The organism is Actinoallomurus sp. NPDC050550 (assembly GCF_040655075.1).
GTDB lineage: Bacteria > Actinomycetota > Actinomycetes > Streptosporangiales > Streptosporangiaceae > Actinoallomurus.
The window spans coordinates 404,023-425,434 of sequence record NZ_JBFAJC010000002.1 but is presented as its reverse complement, the minus strand read 5'-3'; the positions used below and the strand labels follow the sequence as shown (position 1 = coordinate 425,434).

At 72.5% G+C, this 21,412-nt stretch carries 19 protein-coding genes; 11 read left to right on the top strand and 8 right to left on the bottom strand.

Translation table 11 applies throughout. The features are described from left to right. Positions 1–146 precede the first annotated feature (146 nt). The 7 genes from pip to AB0I04_RS04255 all read left to right on the top strand — a co-directional run bounded on the left by pip (position 147) and on the right by AB0I04_RS04255 (position 6,633). Positions 147–1,103, top strand: coding sequence for a prolyl aminopeptidase (pip, locus tag AB0I04_RS04285; protein ID WP_360878704.1), 957 nt, complete (start codon positions 147–149; stop codon positions 1,101–1,103). Positions 1,104–1,158: 55 nt separating this feature from the next. Next, entirely contained in the window at positions 1,159–2,082 is a 924-nt protein-coding gene (locus tag AB0I04_RS04280) for an arginase family protein (protein ID WP_360878701.1), read from the top strand. A gap of 82 nt (positions 2,083–2,164) precedes the next feature. Continuing rightward, complete coding sequence (locus AB0I04_RS04275; protein WP_360878698.1) at positions 2,165–3,331, top strand: thiolase family protein; 1,167 nt, start codon at positions 2,165–2,167, stop codon at positions 3,329–3,331. Beyond that, positions 3,328–3,720, top strand: coding sequence for an OB-fold domain-containing protein (locus AB0I04_RS04270; RefSeq protein ID WP_360878695.1), 393 nt, complete (start codon positions 3,328–3,330; stop codon positions 3,718–3,720). The genes AB0I04_RS04275 and AB0I04_RS04270 overlap by 4 nt, the downstream gene beginning before the upstream one ends. Further along, positions 3,717–4,841: a nitronate monooxygenase family protein gene (locus tag AB0I04_RS04265; RefSeq protein ID WP_360878692.1), complete on the top strand. Its 1,125-nt coding sequence runs from the start codon at positions 3,717–3,719 to the stop codon at positions 4,839–4,841. Before AB0I04_RS04270 ends, AB0I04_RS04265 begins: the two co-directional genes overlap by 4 nt. Positions 4,842–5,014: 173 nt before the next feature. Then, positions 5,015–6,310, top strand: coding sequence for a hypothetical protein (locus tag AB0I04_RS04260; RefSeq protein ID WP_360878689.1), 1,296 nt, complete (start codon positions 5,015–5,017; stop codon positions 6,308–6,310). After that, positions 6,253–6,633, top strand: a complete 381-nt coding sequence (locus AB0I04_RS04255) for a hypothetical protein (protein ID WP_360878686.1) — start codon at positions 6,253–6,255, stop codon at positions 6,631–6,633. Before AB0I04_RS04260 ends, AB0I04_RS04255 begins: the two co-directional genes overlap by 58 nt. Before the next feature lie 86 nt (positions 6,634–6,719). Here AB0I04_RS04255 and AB0I04_RS04250 read toward each other — a convergent pair whose 3' ends face one another. Next, positions 6,720–7,760: an SGNH/GDSL hydrolase family protein gene (locus AB0I04_RS04250; RefSeq protein WP_360878683.1), complete on the bottom strand. Its 1,041-nt coding sequence runs from the start codon at positions 7,758–7,760 to the stop codon at positions 6,720–6,722. Positions 7,761–8,060: 300 nt separating this feature from the next. Between AB0I04_RS04250 and AB0I04_RS04245 the strand changes: the two genes are divergently transcribed. After that, a complete protein-coding gene (locus tag AB0I04_RS04245; RefSeq protein WP_345431049.1) occupies positions 8,061–8,264 on the top strand; it encodes a cold-shock protein in 204 nt (67 codons plus the stop codon). 217 nt (positions 8,265–8,481) lie between these two features. Here the strand turns inward: AB0I04_RS04245 and uvrB are convergent, their stop codons facing one another. From uvrB to AB0I04_RS04230, 3 genes are all read right to left on the bottom strand, one after another. Beyond that, positions 8,482–10,596, bottom strand: coding sequence for an excinuclease ABC subunit UvrB (gene uvrB / locus AB0I04_RS04240; protein WP_360878679.1), 2,115 nt, complete (start codon positions 10,594–10,596; stop codon positions 8,482–8,484). A gap of 147 nt (positions 10,597–10,743) precedes the next feature. Beyond that, entirely contained in the window at positions 10,744–11,418 is a 675-nt protein-coding gene (locus AB0I04_RS04235; protein ID WP_360878676.1) for a response regulator transcription factor, read from the bottom strand. Continuing rightward, complete coding sequence (locus AB0I04_RS04230) at positions 11,415–12,731, bottom strand: histidine kinase (protein ID WP_360878673.1); 1,317 nt, start codon at positions 12,729–12,731, stop codon at positions 11,415–11,417. Before AB0I04_RS04230 ends, AB0I04_RS04235 begins: the two co-directional genes overlap by 4 nt. A gap of 204 nt (positions 12,732–12,935) precedes the next feature. Between AB0I04_RS04230 and AB0I04_RS04225 the strand changes: the two genes are divergently transcribed. The 3 genes from AB0I04_RS04225 to AB0I04_RS04215 all read left to right on the top strand — a co-directional run bounded on the left by AB0I04_RS04225 (position 12,936) and on the right by AB0I04_RS04215 (position 17,123). Then, positions 12,936–13,625 carry an ABC transporter ATP-binding protein gene (locus tag AB0I04_RS04225; RefSeq protein WP_360878670.1) on the top strand — a complete coding sequence of 230 codons (690 nt, stop codon included), beginning with the start codon at positions 12,936–12,938 and terminating at the stop codon, positions 13,623–13,625. After that, positions 13,622–15,979: an FtsX-like permease family protein gene (locus tag AB0I04_RS04220; protein WP_360878667.1), complete on the top strand. Its 2,358-nt coding sequence runs from the start codon at positions 13,622–13,624 to the stop codon at positions 15,977–15,979. Before AB0I04_RS04225 ends, AB0I04_RS04220 begins: the two co-directional genes overlap by 4 nt. Before the next feature lie 319 nt (positions 15,980–16,298). Further along, positions 16,299–17,123, top strand: coding sequence for a glycerophosphodiester phosphodiesterase family protein (locus AB0I04_RS04215; protein ID WP_360878664.1), 825 nt, complete (start codon positions 16,299–16,301; stop codon positions 17,121–17,123). A gap of 58 nt (positions 17,124–17,181) precedes the next feature. Here the strand turns inward: AB0I04_RS04215 and AB0I04_RS04210 are convergent, their stop codons facing one another. The 4 genes from AB0I04_RS04210 to AB0I04_RS04195 form a co-directional block, all read right to left on the bottom strand. Further along, positions 17,182–17,877 carry a hypothetical protein gene (locus AB0I04_RS04210; RefSeq protein WP_360878661.1) on the bottom strand — a complete coding sequence of 232 codons (696 nt, stop codon included), beginning with the start codon at positions 17,875–17,877 and terminating at the stop codon, positions 17,182–17,184. Between the two features lie 150 nt (positions 17,878–18,027). Continuing rightward, positions 18,028–18,642, bottom strand: coding sequence for a dephospho-CoA kinase (gene coaE / locus AB0I04_RS04205; protein WP_360878658.1), 615 nt, complete (start codon positions 18,640–18,642; stop codon positions 18,028–18,030). Positions 18,643–18,889: 247 nt separating this feature from the next. Beyond that, complete coding sequence (locus AB0I04_RS04200; RefSeq protein WP_360878655.1) at positions 18,890–19,369, bottom strand: GNAT family N-acetyltransferase; 480 nt, start codon at positions 19,367–19,369, stop codon at positions 18,890–18,892. Between the two features lie 2 nt (positions 19,370–19,371). Continuing rightward, positions 19,372–21,381, bottom strand: coding sequence for an endonuclease/exonuclease/phosphatase family protein (locus tag AB0I04_RS04195; RefSeq protein WP_360878652.1), 2,010 nt, complete (start codon positions 21,379–21,381; stop codon positions 19,372–19,374). Positions 21,382–21,412: the final 31 nt, after the last annotated feature.

The following is a 21,412-nucleotide window of genomic DNA, read 5'->3' as shown; positions in this document are numbered from 1 at the left end:
CACGCAAGGTGTGGCGCACGACTCGTGATGATTTCGAGATCTTCGGGACGTGGTAAGACGGCTGTGACCAGCGGTGACTCAACCGAGCGCCGTCAACGGTCACTCTGCGGAATCACCCGCGCTTCGGACGGAAAGAATATTTGACCATGAGAACGCTCTACCCGCCGATCGAGCCGTACGACTCCGGCCTGCTCGATGTCGGCGACGACGACCAGATCTACTGGGAGGTCTGCGGCAACCCCGACGGCAAGCCCGTGGTGATGTTGCACGGCGGGCCCGGCGGCGGATGCACGCACGGTCACCGGCGCCAGTTCGACCCGGAGAAGTACCGGATCGTGCTGTTCGATCAGCGCAATTGCGGGCGCAGCCGGCCGCACGCGAGCGACCCGGCCGTATCGCTGGAGCACAACACCACGTGGAACCTCGTCGCGGACATGGAACGGCTGCGCGAGCACCTGGGCATCGAGCGGTGGCTGGTCTTCGGCGGCTCGTGGGGCAGCGCGCTGGCCCTGTCGTACGCCGAGACGCATCCGGAGCGGGTGACCGAGCTGATCCTGCGCGGGATCTTCACGCTGCGGCCGTTCGAGCTGTACTGGTTCTACCAGGAGGGCGCGTCGCTGCTCTTCCCCGACCTGTGGGAGAAGTACGTCGCCCCCATCCCCGAGGACGAGCGGGACGACCTCATCGCCGCGTTCGCCAAGCGGCTGAACGACCCGGACCCGGACGTACGGATCCCGGCGGCGCGGGCGTGGAGCGTCTGGGAGGGCTCGACGATCACGCTGCGTCCCGACCCGGAGATCATCGCCGAGCAGGGCGAGCCCGACTACGCGGTGGCGTTCGCCCGGATCGAGAACCACTACTTCGTCAACGGCGGGTTCTTCGAGGACGAGCAGCTCATCCGGGACGTCGACAAGATCCGCCACATCCCCGGCGTGATCGTCCAGGGCCGCTACGACGTCTGCACGCCGGCGGCGACCGCGTGGGACCTGCACAAGGCCTGGCCGGAGGCGGAGTTCCACATCGTCGACGACGCGGGCCACGCCTACATCGAGCCCGGCATCCTGCACCACCTCATCGAGGCGACCGACCGCTTCGCCCGTTGACGGCCGGATCCGCGACCGACAAGATGCAACCACCAAAACGATTTAGGTGGTGCTCATGACTCAGTCGGTAGCGGTCCTGGACGCTCCGTCGAATCTCGGGCTGCGGCCGCCGCACGACGGCCACCAGCCCGGGGTCCGGGGCCTCGCCGCCGCGCTGCGGTCGCACGGCCTTATCGGCCGGCTCGGCGCGGCGGACGCCGGCGGCGTCGAGCCCCCGCCCTACTCCTTCGCCGACGAGCCGGTCACCGGCTTCCGCAACGGCCCCGCCATCGCCGACTTCTCCGTACGGCTCGCGGACCGCGTCGGGAAGATCATCGACGAGGGGCGGTTCCCGCTCGTGCTCGGCGGCGACTGCGGCATCGTGCTCGGGCCGGTCCTGGCCCTGCGGCGGCGCGGCTCGTACGGCCTCATCTACCTCGACGGCCACGACGACTACTCCCCGCTCCGGGACCCGGAGAGCCGTCGTGGCCGGTTCGCCGCCGGCGGCATGGCGCTCGCGCTCGCCACCGGGCACGGGCCGGCCGCGCTGACCGGCATCGAGGGCCTCGGACCGTACGTCGCCGAGGAGCACGCCGTGCACATCGGCGTGCAGTACGAGCCGGAGGACCTCGTGCTGTACGACGACGAGCCCTTCCACACCTCGCGGATCCACCGGTATCCGATCGAGTACGTCCGTGAACACGGCGCGGCGGCGGCCGCCGAGGCCGGGCGCCGCGACATGGCGGCCGCGCCCGTCGAGGGCTACTGGATCCACATCGACGCGGACGTGCTCGACAAGAGCGTCATGCCGGCGGTCGACTCCCCCAATCCCGACGGGCTGTCCTTCCCCGAGTTCACCGAGGCGCTGGCGATCCTGCTGGCCGATCCGCGTGCGGTCGGCATGCACGTCGGCATCTACGACCCGGAGCTCGACCCGTCGGGCGAGGCCGGCCGCCCCCTGGTCGACGCCCTCGTCACCGCCTTCGCCGCGAGGCGGTGACCCGCCGGCCCACCCGAATCCGAATATCATTCGGTACGGTGGGTCCGAACGCACCGCGAGAGTGAGGCGGCGACGGTGAGCCATGGCTGAGACGGCGATCGCCGGGCTGGGCATGACCGAGTTCGGCAAGGTGTACGGCCCGAGTCCGCGACGGTTCGCCGCGCAGGCCGTGCGTGCCGCGGCGGCCGACGCCGGGCTCGCCATCACCGACCTCGACGGGCTGATCGTGAGCCCCGGCCTTTCCGGCTCCCCCGGCATCGAACTGGCCCGCGCCCTGGGCCTGCGCGACCTACGCCTGCTCGTCCAGATGAACTCCTTCGGCGCGACCGCCGGCGCGATGGTGGAGCACGCCGCGTCCGTGGTCGCCGCCGGATCGGCGACCGCCGTCGCCTGCGTGTTCGCCGACGCGCCACTGCGCCCGAAACGCTCCGCGGGCTCGGCGTACCACCGCGACGCCCACGAGTGGCACGGCCTGGACGGGCTGCGCGCCGCCCTCGGATTCCGCAGCGTGACGGCCTACTACGCGGTCGCCGCCCAGCGGCACATGGCCCGGTACGGCACGACGAGCGAGCAGCTCGGCGCGATCGCCGTCGGCACGCGGGCCTGGGCGGCGGGCAACCCCCGCGCGCAGATGCGGGAGCCGATCTCGCTGCGCGACCACCAGGAGTCCCGCTGGGTGGTCGAGCCGCTCCACCTCCTCGACTGCTGCCTGGTCTCCAACGGCGGCATCGCGGTGATCGTCACGACCGCCGAGCGCGCCCGCGACCTGGCGCGGCCGCCGGTGTACCTCTGGGGCTGGGGTCAGGGACACCCCGGTCACCGGCTCGAACGCGGGAGCGACTTCGGCCTGACGACGGGAGCGGCGATCTCCGGCCCGGCCGCGATGAAGACGGCCGGCGTCACGCCCGCCGAGATCACCATGTGCCAGCTCTACGACTGCTACACCTTCACGGTCCTCGTCTCCCTGGAGGACTACGGCTTCTGCGCCAAGGGCGAGGGCGGTGCGTTCGCCGCGAGCGGCGTGCTCGGCCCCGGCGGGGGGCTGCCGACCAACACCGGCGGCGGGCAGCTGTCGTCGTACTACATGTGGGGCATGACCCCGTTGTCGGAGGCCGTCATCCAGGCGCGCGGCGACGGCGGCGCACGCCAGGCGCCTCGGAACGACCTGATCCTGGTCAGCGGGAACGGCGGCGTCCTCGACCACCACTCCACGCTGATCGTCAGCCCGCACTCGAGGGGACACCGATGAGCGTGGCAGAGCACCCGTACGGCGTCGTGCGACGCGATGGCCGCTCGGATCCGTTCTTCGACGGCGCGGCGCGGGACTGGCTGATGATCCGGCGGTGCGTCCCCTGCGACCGCTGGTACGCGCCCGACGCCGGCGGCTGCCCCGAGTGCGGCGCCGAGGAGCTCGTCTGGGCCGAGGCGAGCGGCCGGGCGATCCTGGTGTCGTGGGCGGTCGCGCACCTCCCCGGCGGCGAGACGGCGCCGCTGGCGCTGGTGGAGCTCGCCGAGGGACCGTGGATGTACGGGCGGCTGGACCGGGTGACCGCCCCGCGAGAAGGCCTGCCACTGCGTGCGCGCTTCGTCCACCCGGACGAGGGCGAGAGCCATCCCGTTTTCGAGGAGCAGGATTGAAGACCGAGGTCTGTGACACGTTCGGGATCGAGTTCCCGCTGTTCGCCTTCAGCCACTGCCGCGACGTCGTCGCGGCGGTCACCAACGCGGGCGGCTTCGGCGTCCTCGGGGCGGTCGCTTACAGCCCGGACCGTCTCGAGGAGGAGCTGCGCTGGATCGACGACCACGTCGGCGGCCGCCCGTACGGCGTCGACGTCCTCGTCCCCGGCAAGATCGCGAAGGAGGCGGCTGAGGGGTCGGGCTCCCTGCTGTCGGCCGTGCCGCCGCAGCACTGGGAGTTCCTGAAGGGCCTGTTCGAGAAGTACGGCGTCCCGGTGCCGGAGGCCGCCGCCGACCCCCGCGTCGACGGCGTGGGACGTCAGGTCACCCAGCAGGGCGCGACCGAGCTGATCGACGTGTCACTGGCCCATCCGATCCGGCTCATCGCCAGTGCGCTCGGCCCGCCCCCGCCGGTCATGGTGGAGCGGGCCCGTGCCGCCGGAGTGCCCGTGGCGGCGCTGGTGGGCACGGTCGAGCACGCGCGGCGCCAGGTCGAGGCCGGAGTCGACCTGATCGTGGCGCAGGGCGGCGAGGCCGGCGGCCACACCGGCGAGATCTCCACGATGGTGCTCGTCCCGGAGGTCGTCGACGCCGTCGCACCGCTGCCCGTCCTCGCGGCGGGCGGCATCGCGACCGGACGGCAGATGGCCGCGGCGCTGGCCCTCGGCGCGTCGGGGGTCTGGTGCGGCTCGGTCTGGCTGACCACCGAGGAGGCCGAGACGCTGCCCGCGGTGAAGGCGAAGATGCTCACGGCGACCTCCCGCGACACGGTCCGCTCGCGGTCGCGCACGGGCAAGCCGGCCCGGCAGCTCCGCTCCGCCTGGACCGACGAGTGGGACTCCCCCGACAGCCCCGGCCCGCTGCCGATGCCGCTGCAGATGATCGTCGCCGAGGGCGCGATGGCGCCCATCGGCAAGGCCGCGGAGGCCGGCAACGAGGGCGCCCGGCAGCTGGCCAACTACTTCGTCGGCCAGGTGGTCGGGCAGATGAACACCGTCAAGCCCGCCCGTCAGGTCGTCTACGACATGATCGAGGAGTTCGCCGACGCCCTGGAGCGCCTGAACCGGATCACCGACGCCTGAGACCGACGGGCCGGCACCCGCCGCGGACGTGCCGGCCGCCTTCGGGCGCGCCCGGCCGCCGGCTGAGCCCGGCCGGCACCCGGCCGCGAGGACCTTCGCGCCGGTCCGGGGAGCGGACCGGCGCGAAAGGGTCGTAGCGCTGTGCGGGCGCCGTCGCCCTCGCCGCCGGGCTGATGAACCGGAGGATCTGGCTGTCGGTCCTGTCCCGCGTCGGGTTCGGCACCCGCTACCGGTGGCTCGCCGCCTCATCGTTCTTCGCCGTCCAGGGCAACCGGGGGTTCGACGGGCGGCTGAACCGCGAACTCGACCACATCCACCAGGCCGTCACGACCGGCTCGGCCACCTCGGCGGAGTCGTGGCTGCAGACCAGGACCTTCGCCTTCCTGGAGGACCTGCGCGCGCGGCACCGCAAGCTGTCCCCCACACTGCGGGGATTCAAGCGGCCCGTGCCCTCCGTCGTCTTCCTCAAGAACGTCACCGGCCGGAACGGCGGTGTCGCGCTGCTGCTGGCGATGAGCGACGTGCGCAGCCGACGCAGCGAGCTGCATCCGCTGCTCGTCGTGGCCTCGGTCGATCACGCCCACCGGGCGGACATCGACGACCTGCCCGGCGTCCGCCGCACCACGGACGCGCTCTCCCCGCTGGCGCGCTACGAGCAGTGGCTCGAGTCCCTGGCCCGCGCCCAGGGTCCGAGCGCGCAGGTGGCCCTGCCGTGGCTGCTGCGGCTGCCCATCTCCGTCGGCAGCCCGATCCGGGCGGCGCCCCCGCCGCTGAAGCTCCGGATCCGCCCGCGGTGGACCTGGCTGTGGTCGGGCCGGTCGCTGCTGGTGCTCCTGGCCGCCCTCGCCGTCGGCGGATCGTACCTGCACGCCCAGCTCACCTCGACGCACTGCAGCGTGCACGGCCTGTTCTTCGCCAACACCGACACCCAACTGCGGACGAATCCGGCGGGCAGCCGTGAGTGTGTAGGGATCGCCACGAGCGGTGTCCGCTTCGAACGCGGACCGGTCAGCACCGCGCTGGGCGGAGGACGCGCCGGGCCGAACCCCGCCCACACCGCCGGCCAGAGCCGCCGAGTCGCAACAGGCGGTCCGCCGGCTGAACGCCGCCGGCCTGGCCGTCGTCGCCCCGGTCAACTCCTCCGACACCCTCCCCGCGCTGCCGCACTACTACGGTCTGGCCGCGACCGACAACGACGAGGCCGTGGTCGCCCGCAAGGCCCTGGGCGGCCGGCGGCCCGGGCGGACGCTGATCGTCTACCGCTCCCCCGGATCGGGCAACGACTACGGCGCGGAGCTGGCCGAGGACGCCCGGAGGGCGTTGCAGGTCGGCCCGTCCTCCACGATGCTGCGCTACGACGGCACCGACGACATCGGCGGCAAGGTCCGGGCGGCCTGCCGGAGCTCGACGGGTGCCCGCTACGACCTGGTGTACTTCGCCGGGGCGGACCGAGGACCTCAGTGGCCTGATCAACGCTCTGCGCGACGGCGGCTGCGCCGGCCGCGAGCTGACCGTGCTCGGCGGGGACGAGGTGTCCCGGTCACGGTTCGGGACCGGCCGCACCGACGTGCTGCTGCCCCGGTCGATGACCGTCTACTACACGACGCACACCTACCTGCCGAACCTCGTGGCCGGCGGCCGCGACGCCGACAACCCGTTCTTCGTCCTGGCCCGGAACGAGCTGGGGATCGGCCTGGCGGAGCGCTCGGCGCTGGTCGGGGCCGTGCCCACGGCCGTCTGCGGTCAGCTGGCGGGCGGGACGCCGGCGCCCGGCCTTCCATCGTGCCAGTAGAGAAGGCGGAGTCGGCCGCGCTCGGGGCGGCGTAATTCGCCGGTGGAAGGACGTTTCCGGCCCGCCACCGTCAGGGGCGCACCCGGTCAGCGGCGGTACTGGTACACGGGGCGGGGTGGGCCGGACTGGATCTGCCCGTCGATCAGCCGGGCGAAGCTTTGGTAGCCGAGCTCGTTCGGGTGGAAGCTGCGGGGCTGGACCGCCGGCGCGCGAAAGTCGATCGTGAGGGCGTTCAGGTACGGCTGCGCCGTGCCGAGCTCGTGGCCGTCGAACGCGCCGTACCCGTCGACGAACTCCACCGTGCCGGGCCTGCCCGCGGCGGCCAGGCCTCCGTCGGCGTTCCGTGCCGCGGCGGCGATCGTGTCGTCGAGGGACCGGACGACTCCGTTGAGGTACGCCTGGTCGGAGACGCCGATGTTGTCCACCGAATGCCCCGGCTGGACCGGGAACGGCCGGGGATAGCCCAGCACGATGACGCGCGCCTTCGGCGCGCGCCGGCCGATCTGGTCGAACACCGACGCCAGCCCGGCGGGCAGCGCCGACATGCGCGCCCGGATGTCAGGGTCCTGGTCCCGGCAGGCCGACGACCAGGGGAGCCGCACGACGCACCGGGTGACGATCTCGGAGAAGCCGATGTCGTTGCCGCCGATCGTGAGCGTCACCAGGCTCGTGTCGGGACGCAGGCGCTCGATCTGCGCCGGCTCGCCGTGCCGTCCGCCCCGCAGGACGTCGTCGACGCGCGCGCCGCTGCAGGCCCACAGGTTTCCGCCGAGCGCGAACCGGAACCCCTGCAGCACCGTCGCGAAGTAAGCCCCTCGCGACCGGTGACAGTCCTCGGCGCCGCCCGCGTACGAGCGGTCGGCGTCGAGGTCCCAGGTGCCCTCGCCCGAGGAGTAGGAATCGCCGAGAACGATGTAGCCGCCGCGGACGGCGGCCTCCAAGGGGGTCAACCGGGTCGGCAGAGGCGCGAAATGGATGCGCGGGACCCGGCATCCGCTGCCGAAGAGCCGGCACTGGTCGGTGACGGCCAGCGGAACCGTCAGCGCCGCCAGAACCGCCAGAAGCGCCGAGATCGCGATCAGTGCGCCCCGGCGCGTACGAACCCGCCCCCACAGCACCGCGACCATGCACCACCTCCACCCGAGATCATGATCTCATCCTCGCCGGGCGGACGGGAGCCCTGCGAGCGTCCGGCGCGGCCTTCCCAGGACGCTTGCCCGGGTTCCGGCAAGCGGATAGCATGCCGGTGTTGCAGTCGTGGTTTTCCGTACGTATTGAGTTTGATCTTGAGCGCCCGCGGAAGTTCTGACGGCGGGCGTTTTCGCTTCTCCGGGATAGTTTTCGCGGACGAAAGCAAGGGTCCGTATGCAGCCCCGGTACACCACCCGGCGTATCGGTGAGGCTCCCAAGAAGGAGAGAAGAAAGAAGTGGCAGAAGGTACCGTTAAGTGGTTCAACGCCGACAAGGGCTTCGGATTCATCGCCCCTGACGGCGGTGGCCCGGATGTGTTCGTGCACTACTCGGCCATCGCTTCCAGCGGCTTCCGCACCCTGGAGGAGAACCAGCGCGTCAGCTTCGAGACGACCCAGGGCCCGAAGGGCCCGCAGGCGGAGCAGGTTCAGCCGCTCTAAGTCCTCGAACGGCCACCGGGCCCGCACCGACTCGTCGGTGCGGGCCCGGTGTCGTTTCCCAGGCGCCTCGTAGCGGCCCGCAGCCCTATGGCGCGCCGGGAAGGCCGGTGCCGCTCCGGAGCGGCCGGTAGCGGCCTGTTGTGGCCCTGGCCGCTACCGGACCGGCGTCACGACGGGCGAATGCCTCTGAACGCCTCTCAGGCCCCAGGGCCAGGCCCTAACGAACGCCGGCCTCCTTCATGTCGCGCAGCTCGCGCTTGAGCTCCTTGATCTCGTCGCGGAGCCGGGCCGCCATCTCGAACTGCAGCTCCTCCGCGGCGTGGTGCATCTGCTGCGTCATCTGGTCGATGAGGGCCTCCATCTCCTCGCGCGGCCGCTCGCCGACGAGGTCGGCGGCGTGCCGGCCGGCCTTCTGCTTGGAGGACAGGCCCGGGACCGGGGCCTTGCCCCGGCTCTGCTGCCGCCCGGCGCCGCCGATGAGCTCCTCGGTGTCGGCGTCCTCGCGGGCCAGCATGTCGAGGATGTCGGCGATCTTCTTGCGCAGGGCCGTCGGCTCGATGCCGTTCGCCTCGTTGTAGGCGACCTGCTTGGCGCGGCGCCGGTTGGTCTCGTCGATCGCCCGCTCCATGGAGGGGGTGACCTTGTCGGCGTACATGTGGACCTGGCCCGAGACGTTACGCGCGGCGCGGCCGATCGTCTGGATCAGCGACGTCTCCGAGCGCAGGAACCCCTCCTTGTCGGCGTCGAGGATGCTGACGAGCGACACCTCCGGCAGGTCGAGGCCTTCCCGGAGCAGGTTGATGCCGACCAGGACGTCGAACTCCCCCAGCCGCAGCTCGCGCAGCAGCTCCACCCGGCGCAGCGTGTCGACCTCGCTGTGGAGGTAGCGGACCCGGATGCCGAGCTCCAGGAGGTAGTCGGTGAGGTCCTCGGCCATCTTCTTGGTCAGCGTGGTGACCAGCACCCGCTCGTCGCGCTCGGCGCGCTGGCGGATCTCGTGGACCAGGTCGTCGATCTGGCCCTTGGTCGGCTTGATGAGCACCTCGGGGTCGATCAGACCGGTCGGGCGGATGACCTGCTCGACCACGTCACCCTTGACGCGGCCCAGCTCGTACGGGCCGGGCGTCGCGGACAGGTAGACCGTCTGGCCGATGCGCTCCAGGAACTCCTCCCACTTCAGCGGGCGGTTGTCCATCGCGCTGGGCAGCCGGAACCCGTGCTCGACCAGGGTGCGCTTGCGCGACATGTCGCCTTCGTACATCGCGCCGATCTGCGGCGTGGTCTGGTGCGACTCGTCGACGACGAGGAGGAAGTCCTCGGGGAAGTAGTCGAGCAGGGTGTTGGGCGCGGTGCCGGGGCCACGGCCGTCGATGTGGCGGGAGTAGTTCTCGATGCCGGAGCAGCTGCCGACCTGCCGCATCATCTCGATGTCGTACGTGGTGCGCATCCGCAGCCGCTGGGCCTCCAGCAGCTTGCCCTGCCGCTCCAGCTCGGCGAGCCGCCCCTCCAGCTCCTTCTCGATGCCGTTGATGGCCCGCTCCATGCGCTCGGGGCCGGCGACGTAGTGGGAGGCCGGGAAGATGTACAGCTCCTCGTCCTCGGTGATCACCTCGCCGGTCAGCGGGTGCAGCGTGGCGAGCTTCTCGATCTCGTCGCCGAACATCTCGATGCGGACGGCGAGCTCTTCGTACTGCGGGATGATCTCGACCGTGTCGCCGCGCACCCGGAACGTGCCGCGGGTGAACGCCAGGTCGTTGCGGGCGTACTGCATGGCGACCAGCCGGCGCAGCAGCTCGTCGCGGTCGATCTCGTCGCCGACCCGCAGCCGCACCATGCGGTCGACGTACTCCTGCGGGGTGCCCAGGCCGTAGATGCAGGACACCGACGCGACCACGATCGTGTCCCGGCGGGTCAGCAGCGAGTTGGTCGCCGAGTGCCGCAGCCGCTCCACCTCGTCGTTGATCGAGGAGTCCTTCTCGATGAAGGTGTCGGTCTGCGGGACGTACGCCTCGGGCTGGTAGTAGTCGTAGTAGGAGACGAAGTATTCGACGGCGTTGTTGGGCAGCATCTCGCGCAGCTCGTTGGCGAACTGCGCGGCCAGCGTCTTGTTCGGCTGCATGACGAGCGTGGGACGCTGCAACTTCTCGATCAGCCAGGCGATGCTCGCCGTCTTGCCCGTGCCGGTCGCGCCGAGGAGCACCGAGTCCTTGTCGCCGCGCGTGACGCGCTGCTCCAGCTCCGCGATGGCCTGCGGCTGGTCGCCGGACGGGGTCATGTCGGTGACGACCTCGAAGGGCGCCACCTTACGCTGAAGGTCGGTGACAGGCCGCACGCTGCTCCTCCGATGAAAGATCGCTGCCGCCTCGGCGGCCCCTGGTCCGGGCGGGCCGACGGCCACGGTCCCCGGTATGAGCTTCAACCTACGCCCTGGCACCGACATTCCGAGCCGTTCACCGGGAGGCGGCACCACCGGGGCGGGTCAGTTCCCGGGTTCTCCCGGCGTGACCAGGCCCGTCTCGTAGGCGACGACGATCGCCTGGGCGCGGTCGCGCAGGCCCAGCTTGGACAGGATCCGTGCCACGTGGGTCTTCACGGTCGCGTCGCTGACCTGGAGCCGACCGGCCAGCTCGGCGTTGCTCAGCCCCCGGGCCAGCAGCCGGAGCACGTCGAGCTCACGCGGGGTGAGCGTCGACAGGTCGCGGTGCAGGGTCGCGGCCTGCTCGTCGCGGCGGGCGAACCGCTCGACGAGGCGGCGGGTGATGCTCGGGGCGAGCAGCGCGTCCCCGGAGCGCACCAGGCGCACCGCGGCGACCAGGTGCTCCGGCGAGACGTCCTTGAGCAGAAAACCGCTGGCGCCCGCGCTCAGCGCCGCGTAGACGTACCGGTCGAGGTCGAAGGTGGTCAGGATGATGACGCGGGGCGCGTCCGGGCCGGCAGCCAGGATGCGCCGGGTCGCCTCCAGCCCGTCGACCTCCGGCATCCGGATGTCCATGAGCACGACGTCGGGGCGGGTCCGGCGCACGGCGTCGACCGCCTTGGCACCGTCGGCGACCTCGGCGACCACGTCGATCCCCTCAGCGGCGAGGATCATCGCGAACCCGGTGCGGACCAGCGCCTGGTCGTCGGCGATGACCACTCGCAGGGACTCGGTCACTCCTCACCCACCGGGATCACGGCGCGCACCCGGTACCCGCCGGCGGGACGCTCGCCGGCTTCGAGCGTCCCGCCGTAGACGGCGAGCCGCTCGCGCAGGCCGATCAGGCCCCGGCCGCTCCCGGAGCGGGCCGACGCCGAGGACGTGCCGCCGGTGTCGGTCACCTCGACCCGCAGCTCGCGAGGACCGTACGCGACGGTGATCGTCACACGGGCGCCGGCCGCGTGCTTGACCGTGTTGGTCAGCGCCTCCTGCACCACCCGGTAGGCCGCCAGGTCGATCCCGGCCGGCAGCGGCACCGGCGTGCCGGTGACGGTCAGCTCCCCGGGCACCCCGGTCTCGCGGACGCGCGCGGCCAGCGCCGACACCTGGTCCAGGCCCGGTGGCGGAGCGAGATCCTCCGGGGCGGCCTGGTCCGGGTCGTCGCCGTTCATGGTGAGCAGGCCCATGACATGCCGGAGCTCGGTCATCGCGCTCCGGCCACCGGACTCGACGGCCAGCAGGGCCTGCTCGGCCCGCTCGGGCGCCGTCTTCATCACCTTGCGCGCGGCACCGGCCTGAACCACCATCATGCTGACATTGTGGGTCACCACGTCGTGCAGTTCCTGCGCGATCCGCGAACGCTCGAGCTCCACCGCCCGCCTGGTGGCCGTCTCCTGTTCCTCCTCCAGAGTCCGTACGCGCTGCTTCCAGGTGTGGATCGCGTTGGCCGCGAGCCCGGCCGGGATCAGGATGAGGAACGTGACCAGACCGGGCCTGAGTGAGGGCACGACCGCCTTGTGGCCGGCGGCGATCACCCCGGCGCCCACCAGCGCGCTCCCCAGCGCGAGCGCCCGGTGGGGGCTGTACATCACGGCGCTGTAGGCGGCGATCAGCCAGGCGGCGAAGATGAACGAGGGGTCGAACCCCGCGCTGAAGTGATACAGCTGCGTCGCGCCCAGAACGGTCCAGAACGCCACGAGGGGATACCGGCGCCGTGCCACCAGCGGCAGCCCGGTCAGAACCGCCAGAATCAGGTGCCAGAACGAGATGGGCCCGTGGTGCTGGACGAGCACGCCGGGAGGCGCGGGCGGAGCGACCGGGGGCGTCGGGACGCCCAGGCCCGGCGGAGGGGTCTCCGGAGGGATCACCGGCGCCGGCACGTCGTGCACCGCTACGGGGCCAGGGGCGACGCTGAGCGTGCCGACGGCCAGGACGACGGCAAGGATCGTGTCGGCCGCCCACGCCCAGCGGGACAACGGCGGCGGGCTCGTGACACGCCGCAGCGCGGCGGTGCCGGCCTGCCACCGACGGGCGATCTCGGCTCTGTTCACCGGCCAAGTGTCGCAAGCGCCCTGACCTGCCACATCCGCCCGCATGATGAACGGCTGGGGACACCGGCGTACATCGCAGTGATGACGCGTCGCAGCGTCCCCCTGGCGGAGTACCGGAGTTCGTCACGACTGCCGACGCGCCGGGCGCCATGCCGCTTCTAGCGTCGGGTCGCGTCGAAACCGCCCCGATCCCCTGGAGGACCCGTGAGCGCGCCGATCATCGAGATCCGCGACGTGAGCAAGAGATATGACGCAGGACGGCCGGCGCTGACCGGTCTGAACCTGGAGGTGGGCGCCGGTGAGGCGCTGGCCGTGCTCGGCCCGTCGGGCAGCGGCAAGTCGACCCTGCTCAACCTGGTCGCCGGACTGGACAGGCCCAGCGAGGGCGGTGTCACCGTGGACGGCGTCCGCGTCGACGCGCTGAGCGAGGCCGCCCTGGCGAGGTACCGGCGGGAACGCATCGGCATGGTCTTCCAGTTCTTCAACCTCCTGGACGACCTGACCGTCGAGGACAACGTGCTGCTTCCGGCACAGCTCTCGGGGATGCCGCGCGGAAAGGCACGGGCCCGCACGGCCGAGCTTCTCGAACACCTCGGCATCGCCCGGCACGCTCGTGCCTTCCCCGGGCGCCTGTCCGGCGGTGAGCGCCAGCGCGTGGCGGTCGCCCGGGCGCTCATGAACCGCCCCCCGCTGCTGCTGGCCGACGAGCCGACCGGCGCGCTGGACACCGCGTCCGCGGCGGACGTCAGGGAACTCCTGGTCGGCCTCAACCGCGACGGGCAGACGATCCTGCTGGTCACCCACGACACCGCCCTCGCCGCCTCGTGCGCGACCAGGACCATCGAGCTCGTCGACGGCAGGATCGCCCGCGACGTCCGGGTGGCGGCCCGATGAGCGCCCTCGGCAAGGTCGTACGCGCCGGCGTCGGACGGCGCCGGGTCCAGACCCTGGTGATGGCGCTGACCACGATGCTGGCGGTCACGGCGTCGGTGCTGGGCGCCGGTCTTCTCGTGGCATCACAGGCCCCCTTCGACCACGCCTTCGCGAAGCAGAAGGGCGCGCACCTCACCGCGCAGTTCGACCCGGCCAAGGTCACCGCCGCGCGGCTCTCGGGGACCGCGCACGTCTCCGGCGTCACGGCCGCCGCCGGGCCGTTCCCCGTCCTGCCGCTGAACCCGCACGCCGGCACGAACCGATTCGGGATACCGGTCGGCGAGCCGCTGCCGCCGATGACGGTCGTCGGCCGTGCCGACGCCGGCGGATCGGTCGACGACATCGACATCGTCGGCGGCCGATGGATCACCGGGCCAGGACAGATCGTGCTGAATGAGGGCGGCGTGCCGTTCGACGTCGGGGACCGGATGACGTTCCCCGATCTGCCCGGTGGCCCGACACTGACCGTCGTAGGGGTGGCCAAGTCGGTGGGCGCGAGCGCCGAGGCATGGGTGTCCCCGGCACAGCTCGCGGCGTTGACCGCGCCCGGCCAGACCCCCGCCCACCAGATGCTCTACCGCTTCGGCAGGGCCGCCACCGACGCCCAGATCGCCGCCGACCGCGCCACGATCGCCGCCGCCGTACCACCGGGATCGATGACCGGAGCGGCGTCCTATCTGAAGATCAAGCTGGCCGCGACCCGTACCTCGGCGACGTTCGTGCCGTTCGTCGTCGCCTTCGCGGTGCTCGGCCTGGTCATGTCGGTCCTGGTCATCGGGATCGTGGTCAGCGGCGCGGTCAGCGCCGCGACCCGGCGTATCGGAATCCTGAAGTCCCTCGGCTTCACCCCGGAACAGGTCGTGCGGGCCTACGTCGCGCAGGCGCTGATCCCCGCGACCATCGGCACCGTCCTGGGCGTCCTCTTCGGCAACCTGTTGTCGATCCCGGTCCTGGGCGAGGCGGGACACGCGTACGGCACGGGGACGCTGACTATCGCCCCGTGGATCGACGTCGCGGTTCCCGCCGCCGCTCTCGCAGCGGTCGCCGCCACGGCGCTGGTGCCCGCGCTGCGTGCCGGGCGGCTTCGGACCGTCGAGGCGATCGCCGTCGGACGCACCCCGCGCGCCGGGCGCGGGCGCGCGATCCGGCGCCTGCTCGGCCGGCTGCCGCTGCCGCGCCCGGTGAGCCTCGGCCTGGCCACCCCCTTCTCCCGGCCCGCGCGGTCGGCGACGATCGCCGCGGCCGTGGCACTCGGCACGATCGGAGTCACCTTCGGCGTCGGCCTCACCATGTCCCTCGCCGACATCCAGGACGGCCTCAACCGCCGGACGCCCGGCGCGGTCGTGGTCCACGCCATCCCTCCGCCCGGCGCCGGAGCGCCCAAGGCGGCGGACCGCGGCGCGGTCGCCGCGAAGATCCGTGCACAGCCGGGGACCCGGCGATTCTTCAGGACGGGCCAGACCCGGGTCGTCGTGGCCGGACTCGCCGACGCCACGACCGTGATCGCCTTTCAGGGCGACTCGTCCTGGGGCTCGTTCCAGATGATCTCCGGCTCCTGGTTCAGCGGCCCCGGACAGGTGGTGGTCCCCTCAGGGTTCCTCAACGCGACCGGATCGCACATCGGGGAGACCATCACCCTCACCGGCAGCGGCCGCACCGCCCCGGTACGGATCGTCGGTGAGGCCCTCGACCTGCGCGAGGAAGGCATGACCATCCTGACCGACGAGGCGTCCCTGGCCGGCCTCGGCGACCCTGTCGCCCCGGAGTCGATCGAGTTCGCCATCGACCTCCGGCCGGGAACCGATGTCCAGGCGTACCTGAGCTCCCTCAACGCCGCCCTTCGCCCGCTCGGCATCACCGCCCAGGCGAATTCCGGGCAGGTGAGCGGCGTGGTCGTCGCCATGGACACGCTGGCCGCGACGCTCGCGCTGATGCTGGTCGCCGTGGCCGGTCTCGGCGTCCTCAACACGGTGGTGCTCGACACCCGCGAACGCGTCCACGACCTCGGGGTGCTCAAGGCACTGGGCATGGGGCCGCGCCAGACGGTCACCATGGTCGTCACGTCGGTCGCCGGGATCGGCCTGCTCGCCGGTGTGCTCGGGGTTCCGATCGGCGTCGCGCTGCACGACTACGTGCTGCCGGTCATGGGCCACGCCGCGGGAACCAGGTTCCCGGCGGCGGACATCGCCGTGTACGACCTGCCCGTGCTGGCACCGCTCGTCCTCGGCGGCCTGATCCTCGCGACGGCAGGGGCGCTGCTCCCGGCCGGCTGGGCCGCCCGGACCCGCACCGCCACCGCCCTGCGCACCGAATAGACCTGCCGTCGGCGGACGCGGCGCGGGCCGGGGTCTCGGAGTCCGGCACCGCCATGGTGGCGCGTCCGTCTCCTGGTGCGGTCGGTCCGCCCTGAGGCGGGTTCTGAACAGGCTCGGCAGGCGTGGGCAGGGCCGCCACCCCTGCCGAGCCGGCCGCTGTGATCGTCAACGGCGACATGCCTGGCATCGCGGTCCTACCGGGCCCGCGTTACCGAATGTCAACATGAGTGTCATCTCCGAAACATGGCGTTCTCGCCCGGCGGTCCCTCCGGCGGAGCATGATCATTGCCGAGCCCACCCCCGTCGCCGAAGGATGCCCATGGCCGCACGCCTCGTCGTCGTCACCCTCGCCTCGGCAGTCCCCCTCGCGCTCACCGGCACCGCCTCCGCCGCCACGTCGGTGGCCGACGTCGGGCACCGCGGCGCGTCCGCGTACGCGCCGGAGAACACCCTCGCGTCATTCCGCCAGGCCAAGACCAGGCACGCGGACTACTTCGAGCTCGACGTCCAGCAGACTAAGGACCACAAGCTGGTCATCATGCACGACGCGACGCTCAGCCGGACCACCAACGTCGAGAAGGTCTACCCGCACGGGTCGCCGTGGCGGGTCGGCGCCTACACGCTCAAACAGATCAAGCGGCTCGACGCGGGCTCGTGGTTCTCGGCCAAGTACAAGGGCGAGCGGGTTCCGACCCTGGACGAGACCCTGAACGGCATGCAGGGCACCGGCCTCAAACTCCTTCTCGAGATCAAGAACCCGTCCCTGTACCCGGGCATGACAAGCCGGATCGCGGCCGACCTACGCACCCACCCGTACTGGCTGCGCCCCGGCCACCTGATCGTGCAGAGCTTCGAGTGGTCGTCGCTCAAGACGTTCCACAAGCTGCTGCCCGCGGTGCCGCTCGGCGTGCTCGGCACGCCCACCACCGGGCAACTGCCCGCCGTCGCGAAGTACGCCAAGTACGTCAATCCCACGTACAAGGACGTCACGTCCGGCTATGTGAAGAGCGTGCACAAACGCCACCTGAAGATCTTCGTGTGGATCGTCAACGACCGCACCACGATGCGCCGGATGATCGGCTACGGCGTCAACGGGATCATCACCAACCGCCCGGACACCCTCCGCTCCGTGCTCAAGGGTTAGGGGGTGTCCGGCGGATCTACGTCCGGCCGCACGGCGTCCAAGACCCGCCGGACACCCCCTAGACGAACTCGCAGTAGGCGGCGGTGGCGTCGTCGTGCGGCTTGTTCCGTGGCCAGCGGCGCCCGTGCGGGTCGGAGCGCTCGGCCTCGCGGACCTGCTCGATCAGCGCGGCCGGGCCCCGCTCGGCCAGGGTGGCGAGCGTGCCCGGCCAGTCGGCCAGGCCGAACCGGTCGGCCAGCCGGGTGGCGCCGTCGGTGAGCAGCGCCGCCCGGCGCAGGTCGCGCAGCGGCGCGCTCCCGGTGAGCGCCTCCCCGGCCACGCGCGGGTCGGCGGCGGCGAACCCGCTGCCCTCGGCGGTCAGCGCGGTGACCTCCCCGCCCTGGTCGAGCAGCAGCGTGGAGTCCGACAGCACCAGGTAGTCGGCGACCTCGTCGCGCACGCGCAGCGCGACGACGGTCGTCGCCGGGGTCCAGGGGTGGGCCAGGTCGCAGCGGCCGCCGTGCGCGGCCGCCGTCTCGGTGATCGCCTGCGCGAGTGCGGCCGCCGGGTCCTGCCCGTGGTCGAGTAGGGCGGCGAGCAGCCGGGTCGCGAGCCGCCCGACGTACCACGGGCGGCCGTGCACGCAGCCGGTCTCGCGGTCCATCGGGATGCTCATGCCGTCCAGCACGACGGCGGCGCCGAGCGCGGTCGCGACGAAGTCCTCATTCGGCCGAGCCGGACTGCCCTGGTCGGTCGCCCAGGTCACCCGCATCATCAGCGACTCCCCACGTCCGTACGGTGCGCCGGCCCCGCGATCCCCCAGGTCACCCGCATCGCCGGGTCCCCTCCACGCGGGCGCGGCGCACCGGCCCGGCGATCGCCCAGGTCACCGTCGGCCCCGCGATCGCCCAGGTCGTTCGCGTCATCACGGCTCGCCCACCGCCACGCCGGCGCGCCGGGTCAGCTCGGCCCACAGCTCGTCGACCTGCGCCGCGAGCTTCTCAAGGGTGCCGGAGTTGTCGATGACCCGGTCGGCGATGGCCAGCCGCTGCTCCCGGGTGGCCTGGGCGGCGATGCGGGCGCGCGCGTCCGCCTCCGTCATGCCGCGCAGGCCGGTCAGCCGCCGCACCTGCTCCTCGACCGGTGCGTCGACGACCACCACGAGGTCGTACATGCCCGCCAGACCGTTCTCGGCGATCAGCGGCACGTCGTAGACGACGATCGCGTCCGGCGGCGCCTGCTCGACGAGCTCGCGCATCCGCTCCCCCACCCGCGGGTGGACGATCGCGTTGAGCCGCGCACGCTTCGCGTCGTCGGCGAACACGATCGAGCCCAGCTTCTCCCGGTCCAGGGAGCCGTCCGCGAGCAGCACGCCCTCGCCGAACTCGGCGACGACCTCGGCCAGGCCGGGCGTGCCCGGCTCGACGACCTCCCGGGCGACGGCGTCGGCGTCGACGATCACCGCGCCGCGCTCCGCCAGCCGCCGGGACACCTCGCTCTTGCCCGACCCGATGCCTCCGGTCAACCCCACACTCAGCACGCCCGCGAGCGTACTCACTCCTCCGGCGCGGCGGCCAGGGGCTGCTTCATGAGCCCCGTTCGTAGCGAGCGGTGTCCAGAGTGTGCCTCGCAAGGCGGAGGAGGGAGGCAGCCTGGTGTCGGCTGCCGCCACCTGCCGGGGTCCCCGCGGAAACGCGGCGGTCGGCGAAGCCGCTTCCGCGCGTTTTCGTGGGGTGGGGCGACAACCCGGCGAGGCGCGCTCTGGACGCCGCGCAGCCGGACAGGGCTCATGAAGCGGCCCCTGGTAGGGCCTTGCGCATGTGGACGAGCGTGAGGTGGTCGGCGACCCGCTCCCGGCTCGTCTCGGCGTACCCGAGCCGCCGGTACAGGCGCAGGTTCCCCTCGCTGAGGTGCCCGGTGAACAGCACGCACGAGTCGGCCTGCCCGGCCGCCTCCGCCTCCAGCGCCCGCATCAGCGCCGCGCCGATCCCCCGCCCCTGCAGGTCGGGGACGACGACGAGGCGGCCGACCAGGCACGTGCGCTCGTTGAACCGGCCGCGTACGGACCCGACGAGCCGCGGCCCGACGCTCGCCTTGAGGACCAGCGACTCGGCGATCATCTTCCGGATCTGGTCGAGGGACTCGACCAGCGGCGGCAGGAACGGGTCACCGTGCAGCTGCGCCTCGGTGACGTACGCGGCGCGCTGCACGGTGAGGATCTCGCCGGCGTCGTCGACGCCGGCGCGCTCGATCCGGACCTCGTCCATCCTCAGCCCACCACGCGGACGGTCGCGGCCACCGGGTAGTGGTCCGAGGCCCGGTGGGAGGAGTCGACCGCGCTGTTGTCGAAGCCGAGGTCGTCGCTGCCGAGGATCCAGTCGACGCGCCCACCGCCCGTCGTGGTCGGCGGTGGGGACTCGATCGGGCTGCTCAGGCCGCTCTGCGCGGACAGCCGGCTCAGCTCCGGGCTGCCCGGGCCGGCGCCCATGTCCCCGGCGATGACCGTACGGGGGGCGCCGCTCCACAGCTGCAGCAGCTTGACGATCTCGGCCTGCCGGGTCTGGGTGCGGTCGGCACCCTGCTGGAGCTGGACGGACCACACGTCAGCGGTGCGCCCGCCTCCGGCGTCGATCCGCGCCCAGACGTAGCCGGGGGCCTGCGGGCCCGCGCCCACGGGCAGCCGCCCGGTCCCGGTGGCCTTGACCCGCAGCCGGGTCAGCACCGCGTTGCCGTACTGGTGGTCGGCGGCCGGGCCCCACACGAGCCGCATCTTCAGCCGCCGGGCCAGCCAGGACGCGACGTCCGCGGTCCCCGACATGGGGCGGCCCCGGCCGACCTCCTGCAGCGCCACGACGTCGGCGTGCTGCGCCTCGATCGCGCGGGCGACCCCCTCCGGGTCCAGCCGTCCCCCGCCGCCGACCGCGTCGTGGACGTTGTACGAGACGAGGCGGAACGTGCCCGGCAGGGACGCCGCGCCGGTCACCGAAGGCGCGGTGACCGCGTAGATCACCGGGACGGCCACGAGCACCAGCGCCGCCGCCCCGGCGCCGAGGGCGCGGATCGCCGAACGGGCCGGCAGCGGACCGCCACGCGCGGCGGCGATCGCCGACAGCAGCCCGAGGGCGATGCCCGCCAGGCCCGGCAGGACCTTGTTCGGCAGGGGCAGCGGGTGGATGTAGTGCAGCTGGTAGGGCAGGAGGACGACCAGGATGCCGAGGCCGCCGAGGGCCGCTCCCAGGTCGATGCGCCACGCCCGGCCGCCGGTGTCGGCGACGCTGACGTTCGGCGGCGGCCCGCCCCGCTCGGCGGGACGGCCGCGGTAGCCGCCGCGCCGCAGCGGCACCCGCGAGGCGACCGCCAGCAGCCACGCCGACAGCACCTGCCCGACGACGACCATCGCGATCGCGACCGCACCGGTCAGGCCGTACCGGCCGGTGACGGCGGCCGCGCCCACGCCGAGGATCGTCCCGCCGAACACGCACACCCCGCCGGGCACGGCCGCGACGGCCAGGCCCGAGGACAGGAACGCCAGGCTCAGCGCCTGGCCGGCGAGGACGACCGCGCCGGCGACGGCCAGCGGCAGCCCTCCGCTGGAGGACGTGAACGCCGGGCTGGACAGGACGAGGATCTGCAGGGCCAGGAACGGCCCCAGCGCGGCCGCGCCGAGCGCGTCACGCCAGCCGATCACTGGAGCCTCGACCGGTGGCGTGCGCAGCCATCCCACGAGCGCCGCGACACCGCCGGCGACGACCAGCAGGGTGACGATCCAGGCGGCGACGCCCGGGCGGGAGGGCGGGTCCCACGTGCCGAACGCCAGCCGCAGCGCGGTGTCGCCGGTGAGCCCGGCGGTCGCCGCGACCGCGAACCCGGTGCCGGACAGGCCGCGCGCCGCCTCGTACAGCGCCGTGACGGCGAGCATCCCGAACACCGTGCCCGCGAAGGCGAGCCACAGCGCCGGCGACAGGGCCTGCATGGCCAGCCGGACCAGCAGCAGCCCCCCGACTCCGGCGACCAGCAGGCCGCGGGGCCCGGCGACCGCCCGGACGGCGGGCGCCAGGACGCCGGCCAGGCCGGACAGGAGGATCACCAGGGTGGCGGTGACCGCCCCGCCGGACTCGGTGAAATGCCCGAACGCGGGGAACGCCGTCCGCAGCACCGCGGCGAGCACCGCGATGGTGACCGCGATCAGCGAGATCCGCGACAGCTCCTGGGGAACGACCGGGGGCCCCGCCGAAACGACGGGACCCCCAGATCGGACGCGTGAGTGAGAATCGACCATAACGTGGTCTTCTACTCCTCGCCGTTATTTG